The sequence below is a fragment of the Corynebacterium sp. HMSC069E04 genome, assembly GCF_001813175.1.
Taxonomy (GTDB): Bacteria; Actinomycetota; Actinomycetes; order Mycobacteriales; family Mycobacteriaceae; genus Corynebacterium; species Corynebacterium aurimucosum.
Window position 1 is genome coordinate 37,580 of sequence record NZ_KV811674.1, and the last position, 19,040, is coordinate 56,619.

Below are 19,040 nucleotides of genomic sequence, written 5' to 3' on the forward strand. Positions count from 1 at the left end.
CCACACCATGACGCATATTGATGATCTGGCTCACCTCGGGACGTCAACCTGGCTCGATGATCTTTCCCGCGAACGCCTAGACTCCGGCAACCTCCGTGAGCTCTTGGACACTAAGTCCATCGTGGGTGTCACCACGAACCCCGCGATCTTTGCTGCCGCAATGTCATCCGGCACCTCCTATGATTCCGATATCGCAGCACTGAAGGAAAAGTCCGCTAACGCGGACGAAGCTGTGTACGCACTGGCTATCGACGATGTCCGTAACGCGTGCGACGTCTTTACCGAGATCTACGAGAAGTCGGGTGGCCGGGATGGCCGCGTCTCCATCGAGGTAGATCCCCGCATCTCCGCAGATGCGGAAGCAACCCTGGAGCAGGCACGTGAGCTGTGGGCGAAGGTTGAGCGCCCCAACCTCATGATCAAGATCCCAGCTACCGATGGCTCCCTTCCTGCTATCTCCGACGCCCTCGCCGAGGGCATCTCCGTCAATGTCACCCTTATCTTCTCCGTCGAACGCTACGCCCAAGTCATTGCAGCTTATAAGGAAGGAATCAAGCGCGCGGCTGCGGCGGGCAAGGCCGTTTCTAGGATTCACTCCGTAGCATCCTTCTTTGTCTCCCGTCTGGATACCGAAGTAGACAAGCGCTTGGAATTGAACGGCGCTGACGAGGCTCTTGCCTTGCGCGGAAAAGCTGGCGTGGCTAACGCTCAGCGGGCCTACGCCCTGTTCCGCAAAGAGTTCACGGCGGGCGGCGAAGACCTTCCAACTGGCGCTAACCCGCAACGCCCCTTGTGGGCGTCGACGGGAGTTAAGAACCCCGACTACCCTGCCACGCTCTATGTTTCTGAGCTAGCTGGACCGGATACCGTTAACACGATGCCGGAGAAGACCATCGATGCCGTACTCGAGCAGGGCAACCTGCACGGCGATACTCTCAGTGGCTCTGCGGAGCAGGCAGAGCGGGTGTGGTCACAGCTGGAGGCAGTTGGCATTGACTTCGCGGATGTCTTCGCAGTGCTGGAGAAGGAGGGCGTCGACAAGTTCGTCGATGCATGGGAAGCTTTGCTTGCTTCAATGACGGACCGCCTCGCTTAGACAACGGCGAACAGTGATTGCTCAACAGCGACTCACGCACCGTCTATGGCCACGCAACTATGGCCTACGCGGCGCGGGTCGCTATGCTGAGCAGTTGGACTTAACTCACACAGACCGAAAGGACACTTAGTGAGCACTACCAGCGCGTGGGTCAACCCGTTGCGCAACGCGAAGGACAAGCGCCTGCCACGCATCGCCGGCCCCTCTGGCATGGTGATTTTTGGCGTCACGGGTGACTTGGCGCGCAAGAAGCTCCTGCCTGCAATCTATGACCTGGCCAATCGCGGATTGCTTCCGGCAGGCTTCACTTTGGTCGGCTACGGCCGCCGCGACTGGGATAAACAGGCCTTCTGCGACTACGTACGCGAAGCCGCCGAGGCAGGAGCACGAACCACTTTCAGTGAGCATGTGTGGGAGCACCTCGCCAAGGGAATCGAGTTTGTACAAGGCAGCTTCGATGACGAAGGCTTTGACAAGCTGTCTGCCCGACTCGCTGAGCTCAACGCTTCCCGCGGCACGGGCGGTAACTGGGCCTACTACCTTTCCGTGCCCCCGGAGTTCTTCTCCGATATTTGCCATCAGTTGGAGCGCGTCGGCATGGCAGATAGCACGGATAATTCCTGGCGCCGCGTCATCATTGAGAAACCTTTCGGCCACGATCAGAATTCCGCACGCCAGCTCAACGAGATTGTCAACGCCGTTTTCCCAGAGTCCTCGGTCTTCCGCATCGACCACTACCTGGGTAAAGAAACGGTGCAGAACATCATGGCTTTGCGCTTTGCCAACCAGATCTTCGAACCCATGTGGAATGCGCACTATATCGACCATGTGCAAATCACCATGGCCGAAGACATCGGGCTCGGAGGCCGTGCTGGCTACTATGACGGCATCGGCGCTGCCCGCGATGTCATCCAAAACCATCTCCTGCAGCTGCTAGCCCTCGTCGCCATGGAGGAGCCTTCCTCCTTTGCCCCTGAGGCGCTCCAAGCCGAAAAGATCAAGGTGCTGCGTGCCACCAACGCGGTGCACCCGCTTAACAAGACCACAGCCCGCGGCCAGTACTCCGCTGGCTGGCAGGGCTCAGAGTATGTTAATGGCCTCCGGGAAGAAGAAGGCTTCGATCCCGAATCCACGACGGAAACCTATGCAGCCTGCACCCTTGAGGTCAATTCCCGTCGCTGGGCGGGCGTTCCTTTCTACCTGCGCACCGGCAAGCGCCTCGGCCGCCGCGTGACGGAGATTGCACTCGTCTTTAAGACCGCCCCACACCAGCCTTTTGACCAAGGTCAAGCTGATTCACTGGGCCAGAATGCCGTGGTGATCCGCGTCCAGCCAGATGAAGGCGTCACCATGCGCTTCGGATCCAAAGTTCCCGGCTCCACCATGGAGGTGCGCGACGTCAACATGGACTTCGCCTACGCCGAGGCCTTCACCGAGGAATCACCGGAAGCCTACGAGCGCCTGATTCTCGACGCCCTCTTAGACGAGTCCTCCCTCTTCCCCACCAACGAGGAAGTGGAGCTGTCCTGGTCCATCCTCGACCCCATCATTGAATACTGGTCCAACATCGGTCAGCCAGAGCAGTACCGCGCTGGCACATGGGGGCCGGAGTCTGCCGATAGAATGCTGCGCCGCCGGGGTCATTCCTGGCGCCGTCCGTAGGGCCCCTAGGAGGAATGGCTTTATGATTATCCCCTTGCCAGATACGACCACGCGCAAAATCTCTAAAAAGCTCGTGGAGATGCAGGAGCATTACACGCTCACGACCGGCCGCGTTCTTACGCTCATCGTTATGACCGAAGAAGGCGATGACCTTGACAACCTGCTCACTTCAGTACGCGATGCCTCCCACGAGCACCCCTCCCGCGTCATCGTGATCGCCTCGGGCTCCCTCGAAGAGGAAACCCGCCTCGATGCTGAGCTGCGCGTCGGCGGCGAGGCTGGTGCCTCGGAAATCGTCGTTATGCACCTCCATGGCGCCCTCGCCGACCAAGCAGAAGCAGTAGTTACTCCCCTTCTTCTTCCGGATACACCGATCGTTGCTTGGTGGCCTACTGCCTGCCCGCCTGCGCCCGCAGCCGTGCCCATCGGTGCTCTAGCCCAACGCCGCATCACTAACGTGGCTTTCGGCAGCGGTGTTGATCAATACGACCTTCACGTGCTGTCCTCCGGCTATAAGCCGGGTGATTCCGACATGTCCTGGGGCGCCATTACCCTGTGGCGTGGCATCATCGCCTCTGCTCTTGACCGCCATCCACACGAGCCTGTCAATTCGGTGGAGATTTCCGGAGCCGAGCACCATGCCGCCGTCGATTTTGCGGCCGGCTGGCTGCTCGACGCCCTTTCCGTCCCCGTCACCCGTAGAATCTCGGAATGCGAGGCAGGCGCCTTCCCGATTACCTCCTTAGTTTTCCGGCGCCCCACCGCGGATATCACTGTCACGGCCGTCGACGCCACGACGGTTAAGGTCAGCGTCCCCGGTTCGCCGGAATCGCTCGTGAGCCTCGCTGTGCGTTCCGAAGCGGAGGTGCTCTCGGAAGAGCTGCGCCACCTTGATTCGGATAGGACATACGCCCATGCTCTCCGCGCCTTAGCGCGCGTGCACTACAGTGTGTAGGCGTAACTATTCCATCGTTTCCCCAGTCCCATCATTCAGAAGGATCTTTCTTCACCATGGTCACGCTTCGCCGCGTTAGCGACATCGACGAGCTCATATCCTCCGCCGCACTCGCCTTTATTGAAACGATTGCAGCGATTCAAGCCCCGGGCGGTGGCCTGCACAAGGACGGAGTAGCACGCGTAGTCCTCACCGGTGGTGGTGCTGGAATCGGTGTCCTCCGCGAATTGGCGCGCCTCCACGAAGCTGCCGAGCAGCAAGGCGGCGACTATCCCGCATTGGCCGTGGACTGGACGCGGGTCCATGTCTTCTTCGGGGATGAGCGCAATGTTCCGGTCAGCGATTCGGATTCCAACGAGGGACAAGCTCGCGAGGCTCTTCTCAGCAAGGTCGGTATTCCAGAACCGCACATTCATGGTTATGACTTGGGTGCGGTATCCATGGAGCACGCCGCCCAAGCCTATGAAGGCGAGATTCGTGATTTTGCGCCGGAGGGCTTCGACATTCACCTCTTGGGCATGGGACATGAGGGCCACATCAACTCTCTTTTCCCGCGCTCGGAGGCAGTCTATGAGGATACGGACTATGCATTTGCTGTCCATGATTCCCCTAAGCCCCCGTCGGAGCGTGTCACGCTGACCTACCCCGCTATCAATCGCTCTCAACGTATTTGGTTCCTTGTCTCCGGTGAGGAGAAGGCCGAAGCTGCGTCCCATCTCGTAGCCGGGGCCGCGGCTGAGGATTGGCCTGCCGCAGGTGCGCGGGGCACCGAAGAGACTCTACTTTTCGTAAGTGAAGACGCCGCACAGCAGCTTTAGCACCACGGTTCCCCCAGTCGCTTGAAGCCTAGGAAAAAATAACGCCGCGTTCCCTCCTCCATGAGAGGAAGCACGCGGCGTTCTGCGTTGTTGTGGCCGTAGACCAGCTGGCGGTTTTAGCTGCTATATGCCTGCAGCAGGTTCAGGGCTACGATGCAAGCGAGCCAGATGACCACCATGACCACGGTATAACGGTCGAGGTTCTTTTCAACCACGGTGGAACCAGACAAGTTGGACTGCACACCGCCGCCAAAGAGGCTGGAAAGACCGCCGCCCTTACCTTTGTGCAGCAGCACGAAGACAGACATCAGGATTGCGGCAATCACGAGGATGATTTCCAGTGCCAAGATCATGAAATAGTTCCTTGTTTTACGCGTTCGTTGGTTTTATGTGGTGGGTGACAGCCCATGCCGTCAGCCCACGGAGACGGGGGCGCCAAGAGCGGGCGCAATAATCCCCGATAATACACCACGCGGCGGGCCAGAAACCATTCCGACCCGCCACGGCTAATGAGCGTGATGCTAGCTGGTATGAGGACTATGCGCCCTGGGCAGCGTTAGCCGCCAGCTTGGCAAACTCCTCGCCCTTGAGAGAAGCCCCGCCAACCAGGCCGCCGTCGACGTCCGGCTTGCCTACGATCTCCGCGACGGAATCCACCTTGACGGAGCCACCGTAGAGGATGCGGATCCCCTCGGCCACCTCATCGCCGCCCAGTTCACGGACGAGCTCGCGAATAGCTGCGCACACTTCCTGCGCGTCCTCAGCGGAAGCAACCTTACCGGTACCGATTGCCCAGACCGGCTCATAAGCGATGACGGTCTTGGAGAGGTCCTCGGCAGAAAGGCCTTGCAGGGAGTTGCGGGTCTGGGTGACCACGTAATCCACGTGGGTGCCTGCCTCGCGCACGTTGAGCGGCTCGCCCACGCAGACAATAGGGCTGATGCCGTTAGTCAGAGCTGCAGCGGCCTTCTCAGCAACTAGCTGGTCGGTCTCACCGTGGTACTGACGGCGCTCGGAGTGGCCAACGACTGCCCAGGAGCATCCCAGGGCGGAGAGCATCTTGCCGGAAACCTCACCGGTGTAGGCGCCGGACTCATGCTTGGAGATGTCCTGTGCGCCGTAGGTGAACTGCAAGTCGTCGCCGTCGACCAGCGTCTGCACAGTGCGGATATCGGTGAACGGGACCATGAAAGCCACGTCAACCTTCTCGTAGTATTCCTTCGGCAGAGAGAATGCGAACTTCTGCAAGGAACCAATAGCTTCCTTGTGGTCGAGGTTCATCTTCCAGTTACCTGCGATAAGCGGGGTACGTGCCATGATTAGCCTTTCTAAATCAGACTGAGTTGACGGTTTAAGTGCTTAGGCTTCCAGGACCTTGACGCCCGGCAGCTCCTTGCCTTCAAGGAACTCGAGGGAAGCGCCACCACCGGTAGAGATGTGAGAGAAGCCATCTTCATCGAGGCCGAGCAGGCGGACGGAAGCTGCGGAGTCACCGCCGCCAACGACGGTGAAGGAACCGTTCTTAGCGGTGGCGTCGATGATCGACTGTGCCACACCGGCGGTGCCCTTGGAGAAGGCCTCCATCTCAAAGACACCCATTGGGCCGTTCCAGAAGACGGTCTTGGAAGAAGCGATGACCTCGTCGAACTCCTTCACCGACTCCGGGCCGATGTCGAGAGACTGCCAACCCTCCGGAATACCGTCCAGGGCGACGACCTTGTTCTCTGCCTGAGCATCGAACTCGGTTGCAGCAACGAGGTCGACCGGCAGGACAATCTTTTCACCGAAGCGCTCGAGCAGCTCCTTGCAGTTGTCAATCTGGTCTTCTTGCAGCAAGGAGTTCTGGACGTTGTAGCCCTGCGCAGCCAAAAGGGTGTAGCACATGCCGCCGCCAATGATCACCTTGTCGGCCTTGCCGGCAAGCGCTTCGATCACACCGAGCTTGTCGGAAACCTTGGCGCCGCCCAGAACGACCACGTACGGGTGCTCTGGCTTCTCTGCTACCGCAGCCAGGGTTTCCACTTCCTTCTGCACCAGCTTGCCGGCGTATGCTGGCAGGCGCTTGGCGACGTCGTACACAGAGGCCTGTGCGCGGTGAACAACACCGAAACCATCGGAAACGAAGGCACCGTTGTCCGCAGCCAGGGCGACGAGTTCATCGGCGAAGGCGCCGCGCTCAGCCTCATCCTTGGAGGTCTCGCGCGGATCGAAGCGAACATTCTCCAGGAGGAGAACATCGCCATCGTTGAGGCCGTTGGCGCGCTCGTGAGCGTCTTCACCGCTGACGTCGCCGGCAAGGGCAACGTACTGATCCAGCGCCTCGGAGAGAGCCTCTGCGACTGGCGCGAGGGAGTACTTCGGGTTTACTTCGCCCTTCGGACGCCCCAAGTGTGCCGACAGAATGACCTTCGCTCCCCCCTCAATGAGCGCCTTGATAGTCGGCAGCGAGGCGGTGATGCGGCCAGAGTCGGTGATGTTTCCTTCATCATCAAGCGGGACATTGAAGTCAGAACGAACAAGGACGTGGCGGCCGGAAACGCCTTCTGCGAGCAGATCGTCCAAAGTCTTGAAAGCCATTGTGTTCTCCTTAAAGGTGGGTACTCAAGCTAAAGGTTAATGCTATTCAATTAGAAAGTGTGCCGGAACCTGATTCGCGATGTGCGTGAAAGCGCGTACTCGTTCCTTAAAGACGACTACCGGCCCAGCGCACGCCACATATTCAGAGATAGTAGGCGCGGCGCGTGGGCCGGTATCTAGCCCGCGGTGCTTCCGCAGGCAATCACAGCTTGCTTCACTGTGCTCATTTCAGAGGGCGAAGCTTTAGAGCTTAGAGGCAACCAGGGAGGTGGTGCGCACAAGCTGGCTGGTGTAGCCCCACTCGTTGTCGTACCAGCCGAGGACCTTGACGAAGTTTCCGTTGGAAACCTTGGTCATGCCAGCATCGAAGATGCAGCCGTGGGAATCGGTGATGATGTCGGTGGAGACGATCGGGTCCTCGGTGTAGCCCAGGGTCTCGCCGAACTCGCCAGTGGCGGCTTCCTTGATAGCAGCGTTGATTTCCTCAGCGGTGACGTCGCGGGATGCCTGGAAGGTCAGGTCGGTAGCGGAACCGGTGATGGTAGGAACGCGCATTGCGTAACCGTCCAGCTTGCCCTCCAGCTCCGGCAGAACCAGGGAGACAGCCTTTGCTGCACCAGTGGAAGTCGGAACCATGTTGACGGCTGCGGCGCGGGCGCGGCGCAGGTCGCGGTGCGGAGCATCCTGGATGCGCTGGTCACCGGTGTAGGCGTGGATGGTGGTCATCAGGCCCTTCTCGATGCCGAACTTCTCGTGCAGGACCTTGGCCATCGGTGCCAGGCAGTTGGTGGTGCAGGATGCGGCGGAGATAACATTGTGCTTCTCAGCGTCGTACTCATCGGAGTTAACGCCGTAGACGAAGGTTGCGTCAACGTTCTTGCCCGGTGCAGAGATGATGACCTTCTTGGCGCCGGCCTCGATGTGAGCCTTGGCAGCCTCACCATCGGTGAAGAAACCGGTGGACTCGATGACGATGTCGACGTTGTACTCGCCCCAGTTCAGGTTCTTCGGATCGCGCTCTGCGGAGACTGCAATCTTGTGACCGTTGACGGTGATGGACTCGTCGTCGTGCTCGATCTCACCGTCGAAGCGGCCCAGAACCGAGTCGTACTTGAGCAGGTTGGCCAGGGTTGCGTTGTCCGTCAGGTCGTTAACTGCGACGACCTCGAGGTCATTGTTGCCCTGTGCGACTGCACGGAAGAAGTTGCGGCCGATGCGGCCAAATCCGTTGATACCTACGCGAATGGTCACTGTAATGTCTCCTCAAATAATCGAGTGAAGTTCAATTGTGGGGGCTTCCGAGACTTTGTCTGTATAGGCAGTGCGGTGGACCGTTCTTGCGGCACCGTTGCCCTGCCACTTCCGTGACGTGCTCGGTGGTTTTCCCAACACGGCCGATAGTACCCACGGATTTTGCATCCTGCAGTGCGCGTTCAGGTTCCCAACCAAGATGCTCGCACGAAAGGGAAAAGGGGCGTACACTAGATGGACCGCTAGTTACTTAAGACAATCCCCCAAACGCACACACCTGCAGATATGCCCGTTTATGTGGGATTATGTTGGCCCTAAAGAGGGCAAGGTGGGATATCTCACTAAAGCAAAAAAGAGCGGGTGAATCCAAAAATAAACCGGTTATCGCCGGTCATAAATTCACCATCGATAGTCAAAAAATTGCCCCAGACGGTCGCGATGGTGCCCGAACGGGCACAACATTCGACTGCGTCTGGGGCTAAGACGAGAGACTAGGATTCCTCAAAAAGTTCCTCTGTCACTGCCTTCGTCGTATCCGGCACACCAAGTTCCTTCGCGCGCTTATCTGCCATAGAAAGCAGGCGGCGAATACGCCCAGCCACCGCGTCCTTGGTCATCGGCGGATCAGCCAAGCGTCCGAGCTCTTCCAAGGAAGCTTCGCGGTGCTGCACGCGTAGGCGGCCGGCGTCCGCGAGATGTTCCGGGACGTCATCGCCCAAGATAACCATGGCGCGTTCGACGCGAGCCGCAGCTGTAACTGCCGCACGGGCAGAACGGCGTAAGTTGGCGTCATCGAAGTTGTCTAGGCGGCGGGAGGTGTCATGGGCTTCGCGTTGGATACGTTTCTTCTCCCACGTCAGTCGAGTCTCTTGGGCCCCCATTCTGGTCAGCAACGCACCAATGGCATCGCCATCACGCACCACGACGCGATCGGCCCCGCGGGTCTCCTTAGTTTTCGCCGCTACACCCAAACGACGCGCGCAGCCTACGAGAGCGAGTGCTGCCTCCTGGCAAGGACAGGTCACCTCCAGCGCTGAAGACCGGCCCGGCTCGGTTAGCGAACCTTGCGCCAAAAAGGCGCCGCGCCAAGCTGCTTCATTATCCGCAACAGAGCCGGAGATTACTTGCGGTGGCAGGCCCACGACTGGGTGACCCGAGCGGGTCACCAACCCCAGGCGCCTAGTCAACTCCTTGGCCCCGGTAGTGATTCGCACCTGCACTCTGCTCTTTTTAGAGGATGCGGCGGGGCCGGCTACGTGGGTGCTCGCAGAAATCGAATACAACTCGTCGAGTGCGGTGACCAAGCGAGTGGCTACGCTCTTCGATTCCAATTCGACCTCGTACATCACCCTATCTCCGGTGATGTGGAGCTCGCCGGCGAACCTGAGGATCGCGGCAACCTCCGCCGCACGAGCGGACTGGCGCGGTACGGACACCGCCGTAAGTTCCTCCTTGACCTGATCGGTCAATGACGCAGACACCTCGTGCCTCCCCTTTCAACTCTTGATGTAACTCACCGCAGAAAGCAGCAGTGGTGCAACTGACCCTAGAAGGGCCTTGAGCTCGTGCATACACAGCACGCACCACCGCGCCTGTGAAGCGCAGCGACGCTGCGGTGAGCGATGAATGCCACTTAGTCTATCGTGCACTTAGCCGCGGTGAGTGCCCGGGGCACCCGCTGAAGAATCGCGCTGAGCGGCATAGTCGGTATAATGCTCAGTCAGTACCTGCGCGAGCTTGTTTGGGCAATGCTTGTTGAGAGAATGTCCATTCTCATCGCTCTGGCACACATCGCGGAAGACCGCCGTAGCACCGAGCACGCTGGCCGCACGCTGCACGAAAACTCGCTCCGACTCATTCGGAAGACCAGAACCATCGACGATTACTTTGTCTACCCGCAGGTTTGGCGCATGCTGCGCTAAGACGTGCAGGTGGCGCTCAGCTGAAAAGCCCTGGGTCTCCCCTGGTTCCGCGGAAAGGTTAAGTACCACAACGCGAAGCGCATCCGAGGACGTAATTGCATTGACAATCTCCGGCACAAGGACGTGTGGAAGCACCGAGCTAAACCACGATCCCGGGCCCAAGGTGATGAGGTCCGCATCGCGCAGGGCCGCGATGGTTTCCGGATTGGCCTGTGGCTTCTCCGGGATGATCCGGACGCGGCGAACCTGCCCCACGGTGGACGCCACGGCGACTTGGCCGCGGACAGAGCGCATGATGCGGGGATCGTCGTCAAGCCCGGCCACGTCCGCTTCGATATCGAGCGGCAGATTCACAGCCGGCAGCACGCGGCCCGCAGACTGCGTTAGCCGTCCCACCGCGTCAAGCGCCGCTTGGAAGTCCCCCAAGACCTCAGTGAGTCCGGCAATGAGGAGATTACCCACCGCGTGGCCGGCCATGGCGCCGGTGCTTTGGAAGCGGTGCTGCAGCGTTGAGGCCCACATCTGGCCCTCCTCTGAGTCACTCGACAACGCGGCGAGCGCCATGCGCAAATCACCCGGCGGAATAATGTCCATCTCGCGGCGCAGCCGTCCGGAAGAACCGCCGTCATCAGCCACAGTGACGATGGCAGAGATCGCCTCCGCGCCGGTGCGGCGCGCAGCCAAAAGGGTTTGATAAAGACCATGGCCACCGCCCAGGCTAGCCATGTGGGTAGGGAGAGACGTCACGGAAATATTAGCTTTCGGTCATCCAAGGGTAGGGAATGAATTTTTATCTTATCGCACCTAATCCCGGGCGATGTCACGGTGCAGTGTGCTCACATCCAGATCCCCGCGCTCCCTGAGACGGCGAGCAATCTCCTCCGTAACGGCCACAGATCGGTGATGCCCACCGGTGCACCCGATGCCTACGGTAATGAAGTTCTTGCCCTCGTGCCGGTAGCCGGAAAGCATCGAGTCAAGCATGGTGATGAAGTGATCAATGAAGGGTTCAGCGGCGTCCTGGGAGAGGACGTAGTCTGCGACCGGTTCATCAGTACCGCGGTATCCCCGCAATTCAGGCACCCAATAAGGATTGGGAAGGAAGCGGACATCGACGACAAGATCTGCGTCACGCGGGGAGCCATGCTTGAAGCCGAAGGACTCTAACGTGACGTGCTGTAGCTCATGACCCATCTCGCCGAAAGAGGCCTCGATCGCGCGGCGCAGGTCGTGGACAGACAGATTGGTCGTATCAATGATGATATCCGCGCGGTCACGGATGGACTGTACTGCTGCGCGCTCGCGCTGAATGCCCGCCTTGAGGGTTTCCCCGTCCTGCAGCGGGTGCGTACGACGAACTGAATCGAAGCGGCGAATGAGCACATCATCCCGCGCGTCGAGGAAAAGCAGTGTCGGTTTCATGTCTAACTGCTCGAGTTCATCAAGAGTTTCTGCCAAGGAACCCGGGAACAAGCGGGAGCGCACATCGGTCACCGCGGCAATTTTAGAAACCGGGGATTCCGGGCTCGCGCACAACTTGAGTAGGTCAACGATTGCCTTGGGGGGAATGTTGTGGGCTACGTAATAGCCTTTATCCTCCAGCACTTTAGCCGCCGACGTCAGGCCACCGCCTGACATGCCGGTGATCAAAATGGGTGGGGAATCAAACAGCGTCATGGCTTCCATTCTTACCACCTATTCAGAGTCCTCGGTGGGAACTATCTCGAGAGCCAAGCCTTCTTATGAGGCGTGAAGATGATCAAATACTGTTTGCGCTAACTTCGGGCCGAAACCCTTGACTTCAGCAATCTCTTTCACGCTGGCTTCTTTGAGCTTCTTCACCGAGCCGAAGTGCTTGACCAGGTCCGTACGACGCTGGGGCCCCAAGCCCGGAACGGCATCAAGAACCGATGAGCGCATACGCTTCGAGCGCTGCTGGCGGTGATAGGAAATGGCGACACGGTGGGCTTCATCACGGAGGTGCTGGAGCAAAAAGAGCGCTTGCGAATTGCGCGGCAAAATCACCGGTTCATCATCACCCGGAACCCACACTTCTTCTAGGCGCTTCGCCAGACCGATGAGGGTTACGTCCACGATGCCGAGTTCGTCGAAAACTGCCTGCGCCGCAGCCACCTGCGGTGCGCCTCCATCCACAATGAAAAGCTGCGGTGGGTAGGAGCTGCGTTTGATCTGGCTCGCAGCCTCTTCGCGCACCATCTCCTCGGCGAAGGTAGTGTTCTCCAGTTCCTCGTCCGGAACCGCTCGCTTGTCATCGTGGTGATGCTTGAAGCGGCGGCGAGTCACCTCAGCGATGGAACCGACATCGTTGGAGCGTCCATCACCCGCAGCCTCCTTGATGCGGTAGCGGCGGTAATCAGACTTGCGTGGCAGGCCATCTTCGAAGACCACCAAGGAAGCCACGACATCGGTACCTTGAATGTGCGAGATATCCGTACACTCAATGCGCAGCGGCGCGGAATCCATGCCTAGCGCCTCCTGCAGCTCCTGGAGTGCTGCGGACCGGGCAGTCAGATCGCCCACGCGCTTGAGCTTGTGCTGTTTCAGCTGCTCCTTGGCATTCCTCTCGACGGTCTCCATCAGTGCGCGCTTGTCGCCGCGCTGCGGGACGCGCAAGTCAATCTGGGCGCCTCGCAACTCCTCGAGAACAATCTTGACTTCGTCAGCTTCATCTGGAAGGGCCTGGACCAGAATCTCGCGAGGAATGGCGTTACCCTGCCGTGTGTCGGCATGGGATTCTTGGTCCACTCCCCTGCGCTCCAACTTGGCGTCCTCGGCAGCCTCTTGGCGCTGACGCTCGACGGCATCCGAATAGAACTGGATGAGGAAGTTCTGGATCAGTGCCGGCAGACCCGGATCTGCTTGGCCCTCCTCCACCACGTCTGTCGTTGCCTGATCACCAGAGCGCTCGACCACCCAACCACGCTGACCGCGGATGCGGCCCGAACGTACGTGGAAAATCTGCACCGCCGCTTCAAGTTCATCGGAGCTAAACGCGATGAGGTCTGCATCCGTCCCATCGGACAGAACCACGGCTTGCTGCTCCATCAATTTGTCTATCGCGCCGAGGTCATCGCGCAGGCGTGCTGCCAACTCGAACTCTAGGTTCTCCGCCGCCTCCTCCATGCGCTGAGTTATCCTCTTGCGCACCGGGGCGGTATTGCCATTCATGAAGCTGATGAGCTGGTTGACCGTCTCGCGGTGTTCCTCGGGGCTGACGCGGCCAATGCAGGGAGCATCGCACTTGCCGATGTAGCCCAAAAGACACGGCCGTCCTAAGCGCTCGTGACGGTTATACACACCCTTGGCGCACGTGCGCATGGGAAAGATTCGAGTCAGAAGATCGAGGGATTCGCGCACCGCCCAGGCATGGGAATAAGGGCCGAAATAACGCACTCCTTTGCGGCGTGGGCCGCGATAGAAGAACGCACGCGGGACGGTCTCCCCCACAGATACCGCGAGCATAGGGTAGGTTTTATCGTCGCGGTACATGACGTTGAAACGTGGATCGAAGCGCTTGATCCACGTGTACTCCAACTGCAGTGCTTCCACCTCGCTGGCCACCACAGTCCATTCGACTGAGGCCGCAGTCAGAACCATCTGGCGGGTTCGCGGGTGCAGTTGGGTGATGTCCTGGAAGTAATTTGATAGCCGCGCGCGCAGGTTCTTCGCCTTGCCCACATAGATGACGCGGCGGTTCTCATCGCGGAACTTATAAACGCCCGGATCCGTGGGGATGCTTCCGGGCGCGGGGCGGTACTCAGAGGGATCAGCCACTAGTCATCCTGCGGCATGTAGCGGGCTTCCAGGTCACGGAAAGAGCGGACCTTGGTGATAACGTTCTGCTTATCACCTGACTGCAGGGCCCACACCGGCACGTATTCGAAGTCAGGCAGCTCAATACGCGCCATGCGTGATCCCTCAGGGAAAGATAGGCCGTAGATGACCTGCCACGGGTAGAAGCGGGTTCCTAGAATGTTGCGGATCTCTACCCCATCAGAGTTCGCGCGGAGTCGCGGCCGAGTCAATGCCAACCACGACAGGATCGAAATCACCACGCCCACCCCGGGGAAAGCGAACTTATCAATAGTCGTCACCGTCGCGCCGGTAAAAGACAAGCCCACAGTGAAGCCCATAAATAAGTGCGCTGCCATGACGAGGATGATCCAGATGATCGCCACCTTGCGCAGGTAAGGCGACGTCGCTTCATATTCCCAAGGCTTGGATGAGGTCTGGGCAAAAGGATCAGCGCTGGTATAGGCCAACAACTGCTCCTCGCTCATGCGCGGTGCCTCCCCCGCAGAGCTCGATGCGGCTGGCCGCAAGGATTGCGAGGACGTAGTGGCGTGAGCTGACTGTTCCCGCTCTTCATGGCCCAAGGGCACCTGTGGGTCCGTCATCGAGTTTTCCATCTCCTCATCACTCCGCTGAGGCAGGCCACGGCTCTGTGCTGATATGCAGGGCGCCGTGGTTGCGCGTGGCAGCCTACTTTAGGTTTGACTCGTCCAGTGTACGCAAGGTGTGCACGGTTTCTAAAGCTGCCTGCATGGCCTCTGCACCTTTATCTTCCGCGGAGTCTGCAAAGCCAGCGCGATCAACTGCTTGATCATAGTCGTTGACGGTGAGCACACCATTAGCCACCGGAGTGGATTCATCGAGCGCGATGCGGGTCAGCCCCTGGGTGACGGAATCACACACATAATCAAAGTGCGGAGTACCGCCACGGACAACACAGCCCAGTGCCACCACGGCGTCATGCGTGCGCGCCGCGGCCTGGACCACTACGGGGAGCTCCAAAGCGCCCACAACGCGCAGCGGGGTCACAACGGCACCGGCTGCTTCAGCGGTCTCCAGTGCGCGACGATGCAGCTGATCACAAATCTCGGCGTTCCACGTGGCGGTGACAACCGCGACGCGGAGTCCTTCACCCGAGACATTCTTCGGGGTTGGCAAGCCTTCCTTGCTCATTGGGTGCTCCTTTGTTTTAGTTTTCAGCTCGATTTTCCGGCTTAATGCCTTACGAGTGCTTCTGGTCCCATTCAGCGACCTGTGGCAGATCATGCCCCATCCGGTCGCGCTTCGTGCGCAGATAGCTGATGTTCTCCGCCGTCGCGGGGGTAGCCAACGCGGTGCGTGCGGTGGCATCAATGCCAAAGCCCTGTAGACCCTCGCCCTTGTGCGGGTTATTGGTCAAGAGGTTCACGGACTTCACGCCTACATCCCGCAGGATTTGGCCTGCCACGGAATACTCGCGGGCATCTTCGGGCAGGCCCTGCTCCACGTTGGCATCAACGGTGTCCATTCCCTTGTCCTGCAGGCGATAGGCTTTGAGTTTATTCACTAAACCGATGCCGCGGCCTTCCTGTCCGCGCAGGTAGATGACGATCCCGCGTCCTGCTTCTTGCACCGCACGAAGGGATTCCTGCAGCTGCGGCCCACAGTCACAGCGCTGAGAGGCAAAGACGTCCCCTGTAAGGCACTCAGAGTGGACACGAACGGGCACATCCTCCGCACCGCTATAACTCTCCACGTCACCGACGAACAGGGCGATGTGCTCGCACTTATCGACGTCACTCGAATAGCCCACCGCGCGGAACTCGCCGTACTCGGTGGGCAGGCGGGTTTCTACCTCGCGGCGGACCTGTTGTTCGTTGTGACGACGCCACTCGATGAGCTGCTCGATGGAAATCATCGTCAGCCCGTGAGCGTCGGCAAAGCGACGCAGCTCCGGCGAGCGGGCCATGTCCGTGGGGTCCTCTTCGGAGACGATTTCACACAGCACGCCGGCAGGGCGCAGACCGGCCAGCCGGGCCAGGTCGATGGCAGCTTCCGTATGCCCATCGCGTTCGAGCACACCATTCGGGCGGGCAGCGAGCGGGACCACGTGGCCAGGGCGTGTGAACTCCGACGGTTCAGAGGAAGGATCAGCCAAGCGCCGAATGGTGTCGCAGCGCGAGGTGGCGGAGATACCCGTCGAGCCGTTAGCCAAGTCCACCGTCACGGTGTAGGCGGTCTGGCGCACGTCCTGGTTCACCGCCAGCATTGGAGGTAGGTTCAACCGCTCACAGTCTTCCGGGAGCAGCGGCGCGCAAATGTAGCCGGAGCTATAGCGCACCATAAAGGCCACAAGCTCTGGGGTGGCGAGCTCAGCGGCGAAGATGAGGTCGCCTTCGTTCTCACGGTCCTCATTATCTATGACGACGACTGCCTTGCCGGCCGCGATGTCGGCGATGGCTTGGTCGACGCTATCTAAACTAAAAGCTGAATCTGCAGCGCTCATAAGGACTAACTCTATCCCTCTGTTCCCGCGCCGTGGGCGTTAGGGTGAACCATTTTCTCCACATACTTGGCAACCACGTCTACCTCGAGATTTACTCGGGCGCCTGGCTTCATGGAACCAAAGACGGTATCGCGCAGGGTGGTGGGAATGAGTGAGACTTCAAAGAAGGCTTCCGCACCGGGCTCTTCCTGCCCATCTGACAAGGCCGATACCGTCAGGGAGGTCCCCTGCACCGCGATGGAGCCCTTTTCCACCACGTAGCGCGCCAGCTCAGCCGGCAGACTAAAGCGCAATACCTCCCAGTGCTCTGAAGGCGTGCGGGACAGCAAGGTCCCGGTGCCATCGACGTGCCCCTGCACAATATGGCCGCCCAAACGCGTCGTCGGGAGCACCGCACGCTCGAGGTTAACCGGCGAGCCCTCCGCGAGCTCGCCGAGAGAGCTACGGTTTAAGGATTCCTTCATGACATCGGCGATGAAGGTCCCTTCTCCTAACTCAGCCACGGTCAGGCACACGCCGTTGACCGCGATGGAATCACCTAGTTGCGCGTCATTCAATACGGTAGATGCCGCAATACCCAACCGCACGGCATCACCCTGCGGTTCGACGCTATCGACGTGACCGATCTCCTCAACGAGTCCGGTAAACATAGACCGCACTTCCCTTTCTTTTTAACACTCTAAATCTTCTAGTCCTTGAATCTTCTACCCATTGAAAGCTTGCCAGCTTTCAATGTTTCCCAGCTTTCAAAGCTTTTCATCCTTGCGATATTCCACAAGCAGGTCCTCGCCGAGCTCGGTAACCGCGCAACGCCGCCATCTTTGGGCGCGGGCCAAGTTCGACGACACAGCACTGGTGAGAACACCCCTGCCTTCACCGAGGATGACATTTCCTATATAAGCCTGGATCCGGTCGACACAACCTAGCTCCATGAAGCTTGTTGCGAGCCCCGCGCCGCCTTCGACGAGAATATCTCGAGCACCCGTGGCATATAGCTCATCTAGGGCCTCCTGTGGCGAGGCATAGTGCTCAAAACCTAGTCTCTCAAGGTTGGTTTGTCCTCCTTGAGACACATCCCGGGAGCCGATGACAACACGCCGCGGTTGCTGCGGGCGCAAGGAACCATCCGCACAGCGCGCCGTCAAAGACGGGTTATCCGCTAAGGCTGTGCCAGTTCCGATAAGGATGGCATCGCGCTGAGCTCGGTCACGGTGCACATGCTCGCGGGCCTGCTCCCCCGTGATCCACTGGCTGCTGCCATCCACTGCGGCGGTGAAACCATCCAGGCTCTGTGCGAACTTCAACGTGACGTGCGGGCGACCGAGTGCAACGGCGCACAGCCACGGCTCCAGCGCATCTGCTCCTTCTGCCGGTTCCGAGAGCTGTCCCACGGTGATGCCGGCGCGGCGCAGAGTGGTTGACCCTCCCCCAGCTTGCGGGGTGGGGTCCGGGTGGAGGTAGTAGACAGCGGATACGGAGGCATCGATAAGCGCCTGCGCGCAGGGACCAGTACGGCCCGTGTGATTGCAGGGCTCCAAGGTGACCACCGCGGTTCCACCGCGTGCCTTGTCCCCCGCATCGCGCAGCGCCATGACTTCAGCATGCGGTCCGCCCGGGGGATGGGTTGCGCCGACGCCAACCACCTGCCCAGCGGAATCAAGGATGACTGCTCCCACCGGTGGGTTTGGGCTCGTTGTACCGCGCACCTGCTCGCCGGCCTCCATGGCTAGGCGTAACGCTTGCGCAAGGACAGCAGAATCGTGGCGTGGGTTCACAGCGTAGCCAGTCGGCGCAGCTCCTCGATGGCCGCCGCCTTATCCGCCTGCTTGTAAATGGCTGATCCCGCCACGAAGGCATCGCAGCCCGCCTCGGCGGCGGAGCGGATCGTCTCGGCAGAAATGCCGCCATCGATTTCGATGAGGACGTCAAGGCCGCGCTCGTCAATGGCCGCACGCAAGGTGCGAACCTTGTCCAACTGATCCGGCATGAAGCTCTGACCACCAAAGCCGGGCTCAACAGACATGACGAGAACCTCGTCGAAGTGCTCCAAGGCATCCAGCCAGGGCTCAATCGGGGTACCTGGCTTGATGGAGAAGCCCGCGCGCACCCCTAGGTCACGGATCTTGCGGGCCAAGGCGATGGCCGCTTCCTTATCGGCCACGGCCTCGACGTGGAAGATGATGCAATCAGCCCCGGCCTTGGCGTAGGTTTCCACCCACTTCTCCGGCTCCTCGATCATGAGGTGAACGTCGAGGGTCTGCGAGGTAATCCCGTCCACCGTCGCCGTAATATCCGGGCCGAAGGACAAGTTGGGCACAAAGTGACCATCCATGATGTCAACGTGGATCCAATCCGCGTTGGCCACGGCCTGAACCTCCTCACCCAAGCGGGTGAAATCAGCGGCCAGAATGGATGGGGAAATGATGGGACCAGACGAGTGTGCAGACATGACACTCAGCCT

The 19,040-nt window shown here is 59.7% G+C and carries 18 protein-coding genes; 4 read left to right on the forward strand and 14 right to left on the reverse strand.

The window, feature by feature from the left end:
* The first annotated feature begins 7 nt into the window (after window positions 1-7).
* The 4 genes from tal (at window position 8) to pgl (ending at window position 4,531) form a co-directional block, all read left to right on the forward strand.
* Window positions 8-1,096, forward strand: a complete 1,089-nt coding sequence (gene tal, locus HMPREF2896_RS06360; protein ID WP_070718513.1) for a transaldolase — start codon at window positions 8-10, stop codon at window positions 1,094-1,096.
* Window positions 1,097-1,225: 129 nt separating this feature from the next.
* Window positions 1,226-2,758, forward strand: coding sequence for a glucose-6-phosphate dehydrogenase (gene zwf, locus HMPREF2896_RS06365; protein ID WP_083276434.1), 1,533 nt, complete (start codon window positions 1,226-1,228; stop codon window positions 2,756-2,758).
* A 22-nt stretch (window positions 2,759-2,780) separates the two neighbouring features.
* Window positions 2,781-3,713 (forward strand): glucose-6-phosphate dehydrogenase assembly protein OpcA, encoded by a 933-nt coding sequence (locus HMPREF2896_RS06370; RefSeq protein WP_070444875.1) that lies wholly within the window; start codon window positions 2,781-2,783, stop codon window positions 3,711-3,713.
* A 56-nt stretch (window positions 3,714-3,769) separates the two neighbouring features.
* A complete protein-coding gene (gene pgl / locus HMPREF2896_RS06375; protein ID WP_070643473.1) occupies window positions 3,770-4,531 on the forward strand; it encodes a 6-phosphogluconolactonase in 762 nt (253 codons plus the stop codon).
* A gap of 116 nt (window positions 4,532-4,647) precedes the next feature.
* Here the strand turns inward: pgl and secG are convergent, their stop codons facing one another.
* The 14 genes from secG to rpe all read right to left on the reverse strand — a co-directional run bounded on the left by secG (window position 4,648) and on the right by rpe (window position 19,028).
* Entirely contained in the window at window positions 4,648-4,884 is a 237-nt protein-coding gene (gene secG, locus HMPREF2896_RS06380; protein WP_070643470.1) for a preprotein translocase subunit SecG, read from the reverse strand.
* 184 nt (window positions 4,885-5,068) lie between these two features.
* A complete protein-coding gene (tpiA, locus tag HMPREF2896_RS13070; RefSeq protein WP_070718516.1) occupies window positions 5,069-5,848 on the reverse strand; it encodes a triose-phosphate isomerase in 780 nt (259 codons plus the stop codon).
* 42 nt (window positions 5,849-5,890) lie between these two features.
* A complete protein-coding gene (pgk, locus tag HMPREF2896_RS13075) occupies window positions 5,891-7,108 on the reverse strand; it encodes a phosphoglycerate kinase (RefSeq protein WP_070643464.1) in 1,218 nt (405 codons plus the stop codon).
* Between the two features lie 243 nt (window positions 7,109-7,351).
* Window positions 7,352-8,359, reverse strand: a complete 1,008-nt coding sequence (gene gap / locus HMPREF2896_RS06395; protein WP_070444886.1) for a type I glyceraldehyde-3-phosphate dehydrogenase — start codon at window positions 8,357-8,359, stop codon at window positions 7,352-7,354.
* A 491-nt stretch (window positions 8,360-8,850) separates the two neighbouring features.
* Window positions 8,851-9,840 carry a DNA-binding protein WhiA gene (gene whiA, locus HMPREF2896_RS06400; protein ID WP_070444889.1) on the reverse strand — a complete coding sequence of 330 codons (990 nt, stop codon included), beginning with the start codon at window positions 9,838-9,840 and terminating at the stop codon, window positions 8,851-8,853.
* Window positions 9,841-10,008: 168 nt separating this feature from the next.
* On the reverse strand, window positions 10,009-11,007 hold the full coding sequence (gene yvcK, locus HMPREF2896_RS06405; protein ID WP_070718518.1) for a gluconeogenesis factor YvcK family protein: 999 nt from the start codon (window positions 11,005-11,007) through the stop codon (window positions 10,009-10,011).
* Between the two features lie 78 nt (window positions 11,008-11,085).
* Complete coding sequence (gene rapZ / locus HMPREF2896_RS06410) at window positions 11,086-11,967, reverse strand: RNase adapter RapZ (protein ID WP_070643459.1); 882 nt, start codon at window positions 11,965-11,967, stop codon at window positions 11,086-11,088.
* Between the two features lie 54 nt (window positions 11,968-12,021).
* Complete coding sequence (uvrC, locus tag HMPREF2896_RS06415) at window positions 12,022-14,076, reverse strand: excinuclease ABC subunit UvrC (RefSeq protein WP_070718521.1); 2,055 nt, start codon at window positions 14,074-14,076, stop codon at window positions 12,022-12,024.
* On the reverse strand, window positions 14,076-14,699 hold the full coding sequence (locus HMPREF2896_RS06420; protein ID WP_070718524.1) for a PH domain-containing protein: 624 nt from the start codon (window positions 14,697-14,699) through the stop codon (window positions 14,076-14,078). Before HMPREF2896_RS06420 ends, uvrC begins: the two co-directional genes overlap by 1 nt.
* Before the next feature lie 85 nt (window positions 14,700-14,784).
* Window positions 14,785-15,267 carry a 6,7-dimethyl-8-ribityllumazine synthase gene (ribH, locus tag HMPREF2896_RS06425; protein ID WP_070444904.1) on the reverse strand — a complete coding sequence of 161 codons (483 nt, stop codon included), beginning with the start codon at window positions 15,265-15,267 and terminating at the stop codon, window positions 14,785-14,787.
* A 49-nt stretch (window positions 15,268-15,316) separates the two neighbouring features.
* Window positions 15,317-16,579, reverse strand: a complete 1,263-nt coding sequence (locus tag HMPREF2896_RS06430; RefSeq protein ID WP_070718527.1) for a bifunctional 3,4-dihydroxy-2-butanone-4-phosphate synthase/GTP cyclohydrolase II — start codon at window positions 16,577-16,579, stop codon at window positions 15,317-15,319.
* Window positions 16,580-16,590: 11 nt separating this feature from the next.
* Window positions 16,591-17,229 (reverse strand): riboflavin synthase, encoded by a 639-nt coding sequence (locus HMPREF2896_RS06435; RefSeq protein ID WP_070718531.1) that lies wholly within the window; start codon window positions 17,227-17,229, stop codon window positions 16,591-16,593.
* 96 nt (window positions 17,230-17,325) lie between these two features.
* On the reverse strand, window positions 17,326-18,354 hold the full coding sequence (ribD, locus tag HMPREF2896_RS06440) for a bifunctional diaminohydroxyphosphoribosylaminopyrimidine deaminase/5-amino-6-(5-phosphoribosylamino)uracil reductase RibD (protein WP_083311461.1): 1,029 nt from the start codon (window positions 18,352-18,354) through the stop codon (window positions 17,326-17,328).
* The gene (gene rpe / locus HMPREF2896_RS06445; protein ID WP_070444913.1) at window positions 18,351-19,028 is read right to left on the reverse strand and encodes a ribulose-phosphate 3-epimerase; all 678 of its coding nucleotides are present in this window, start codon (window positions 19,026-19,028) and stop codon (window positions 18,351-18,353) included. Before rpe ends, ribD begins: the two co-directional genes overlap by 4 nt.
* Between the last annotated feature and the right edge of the window lie 12 nt (window positions 19,029-19,040).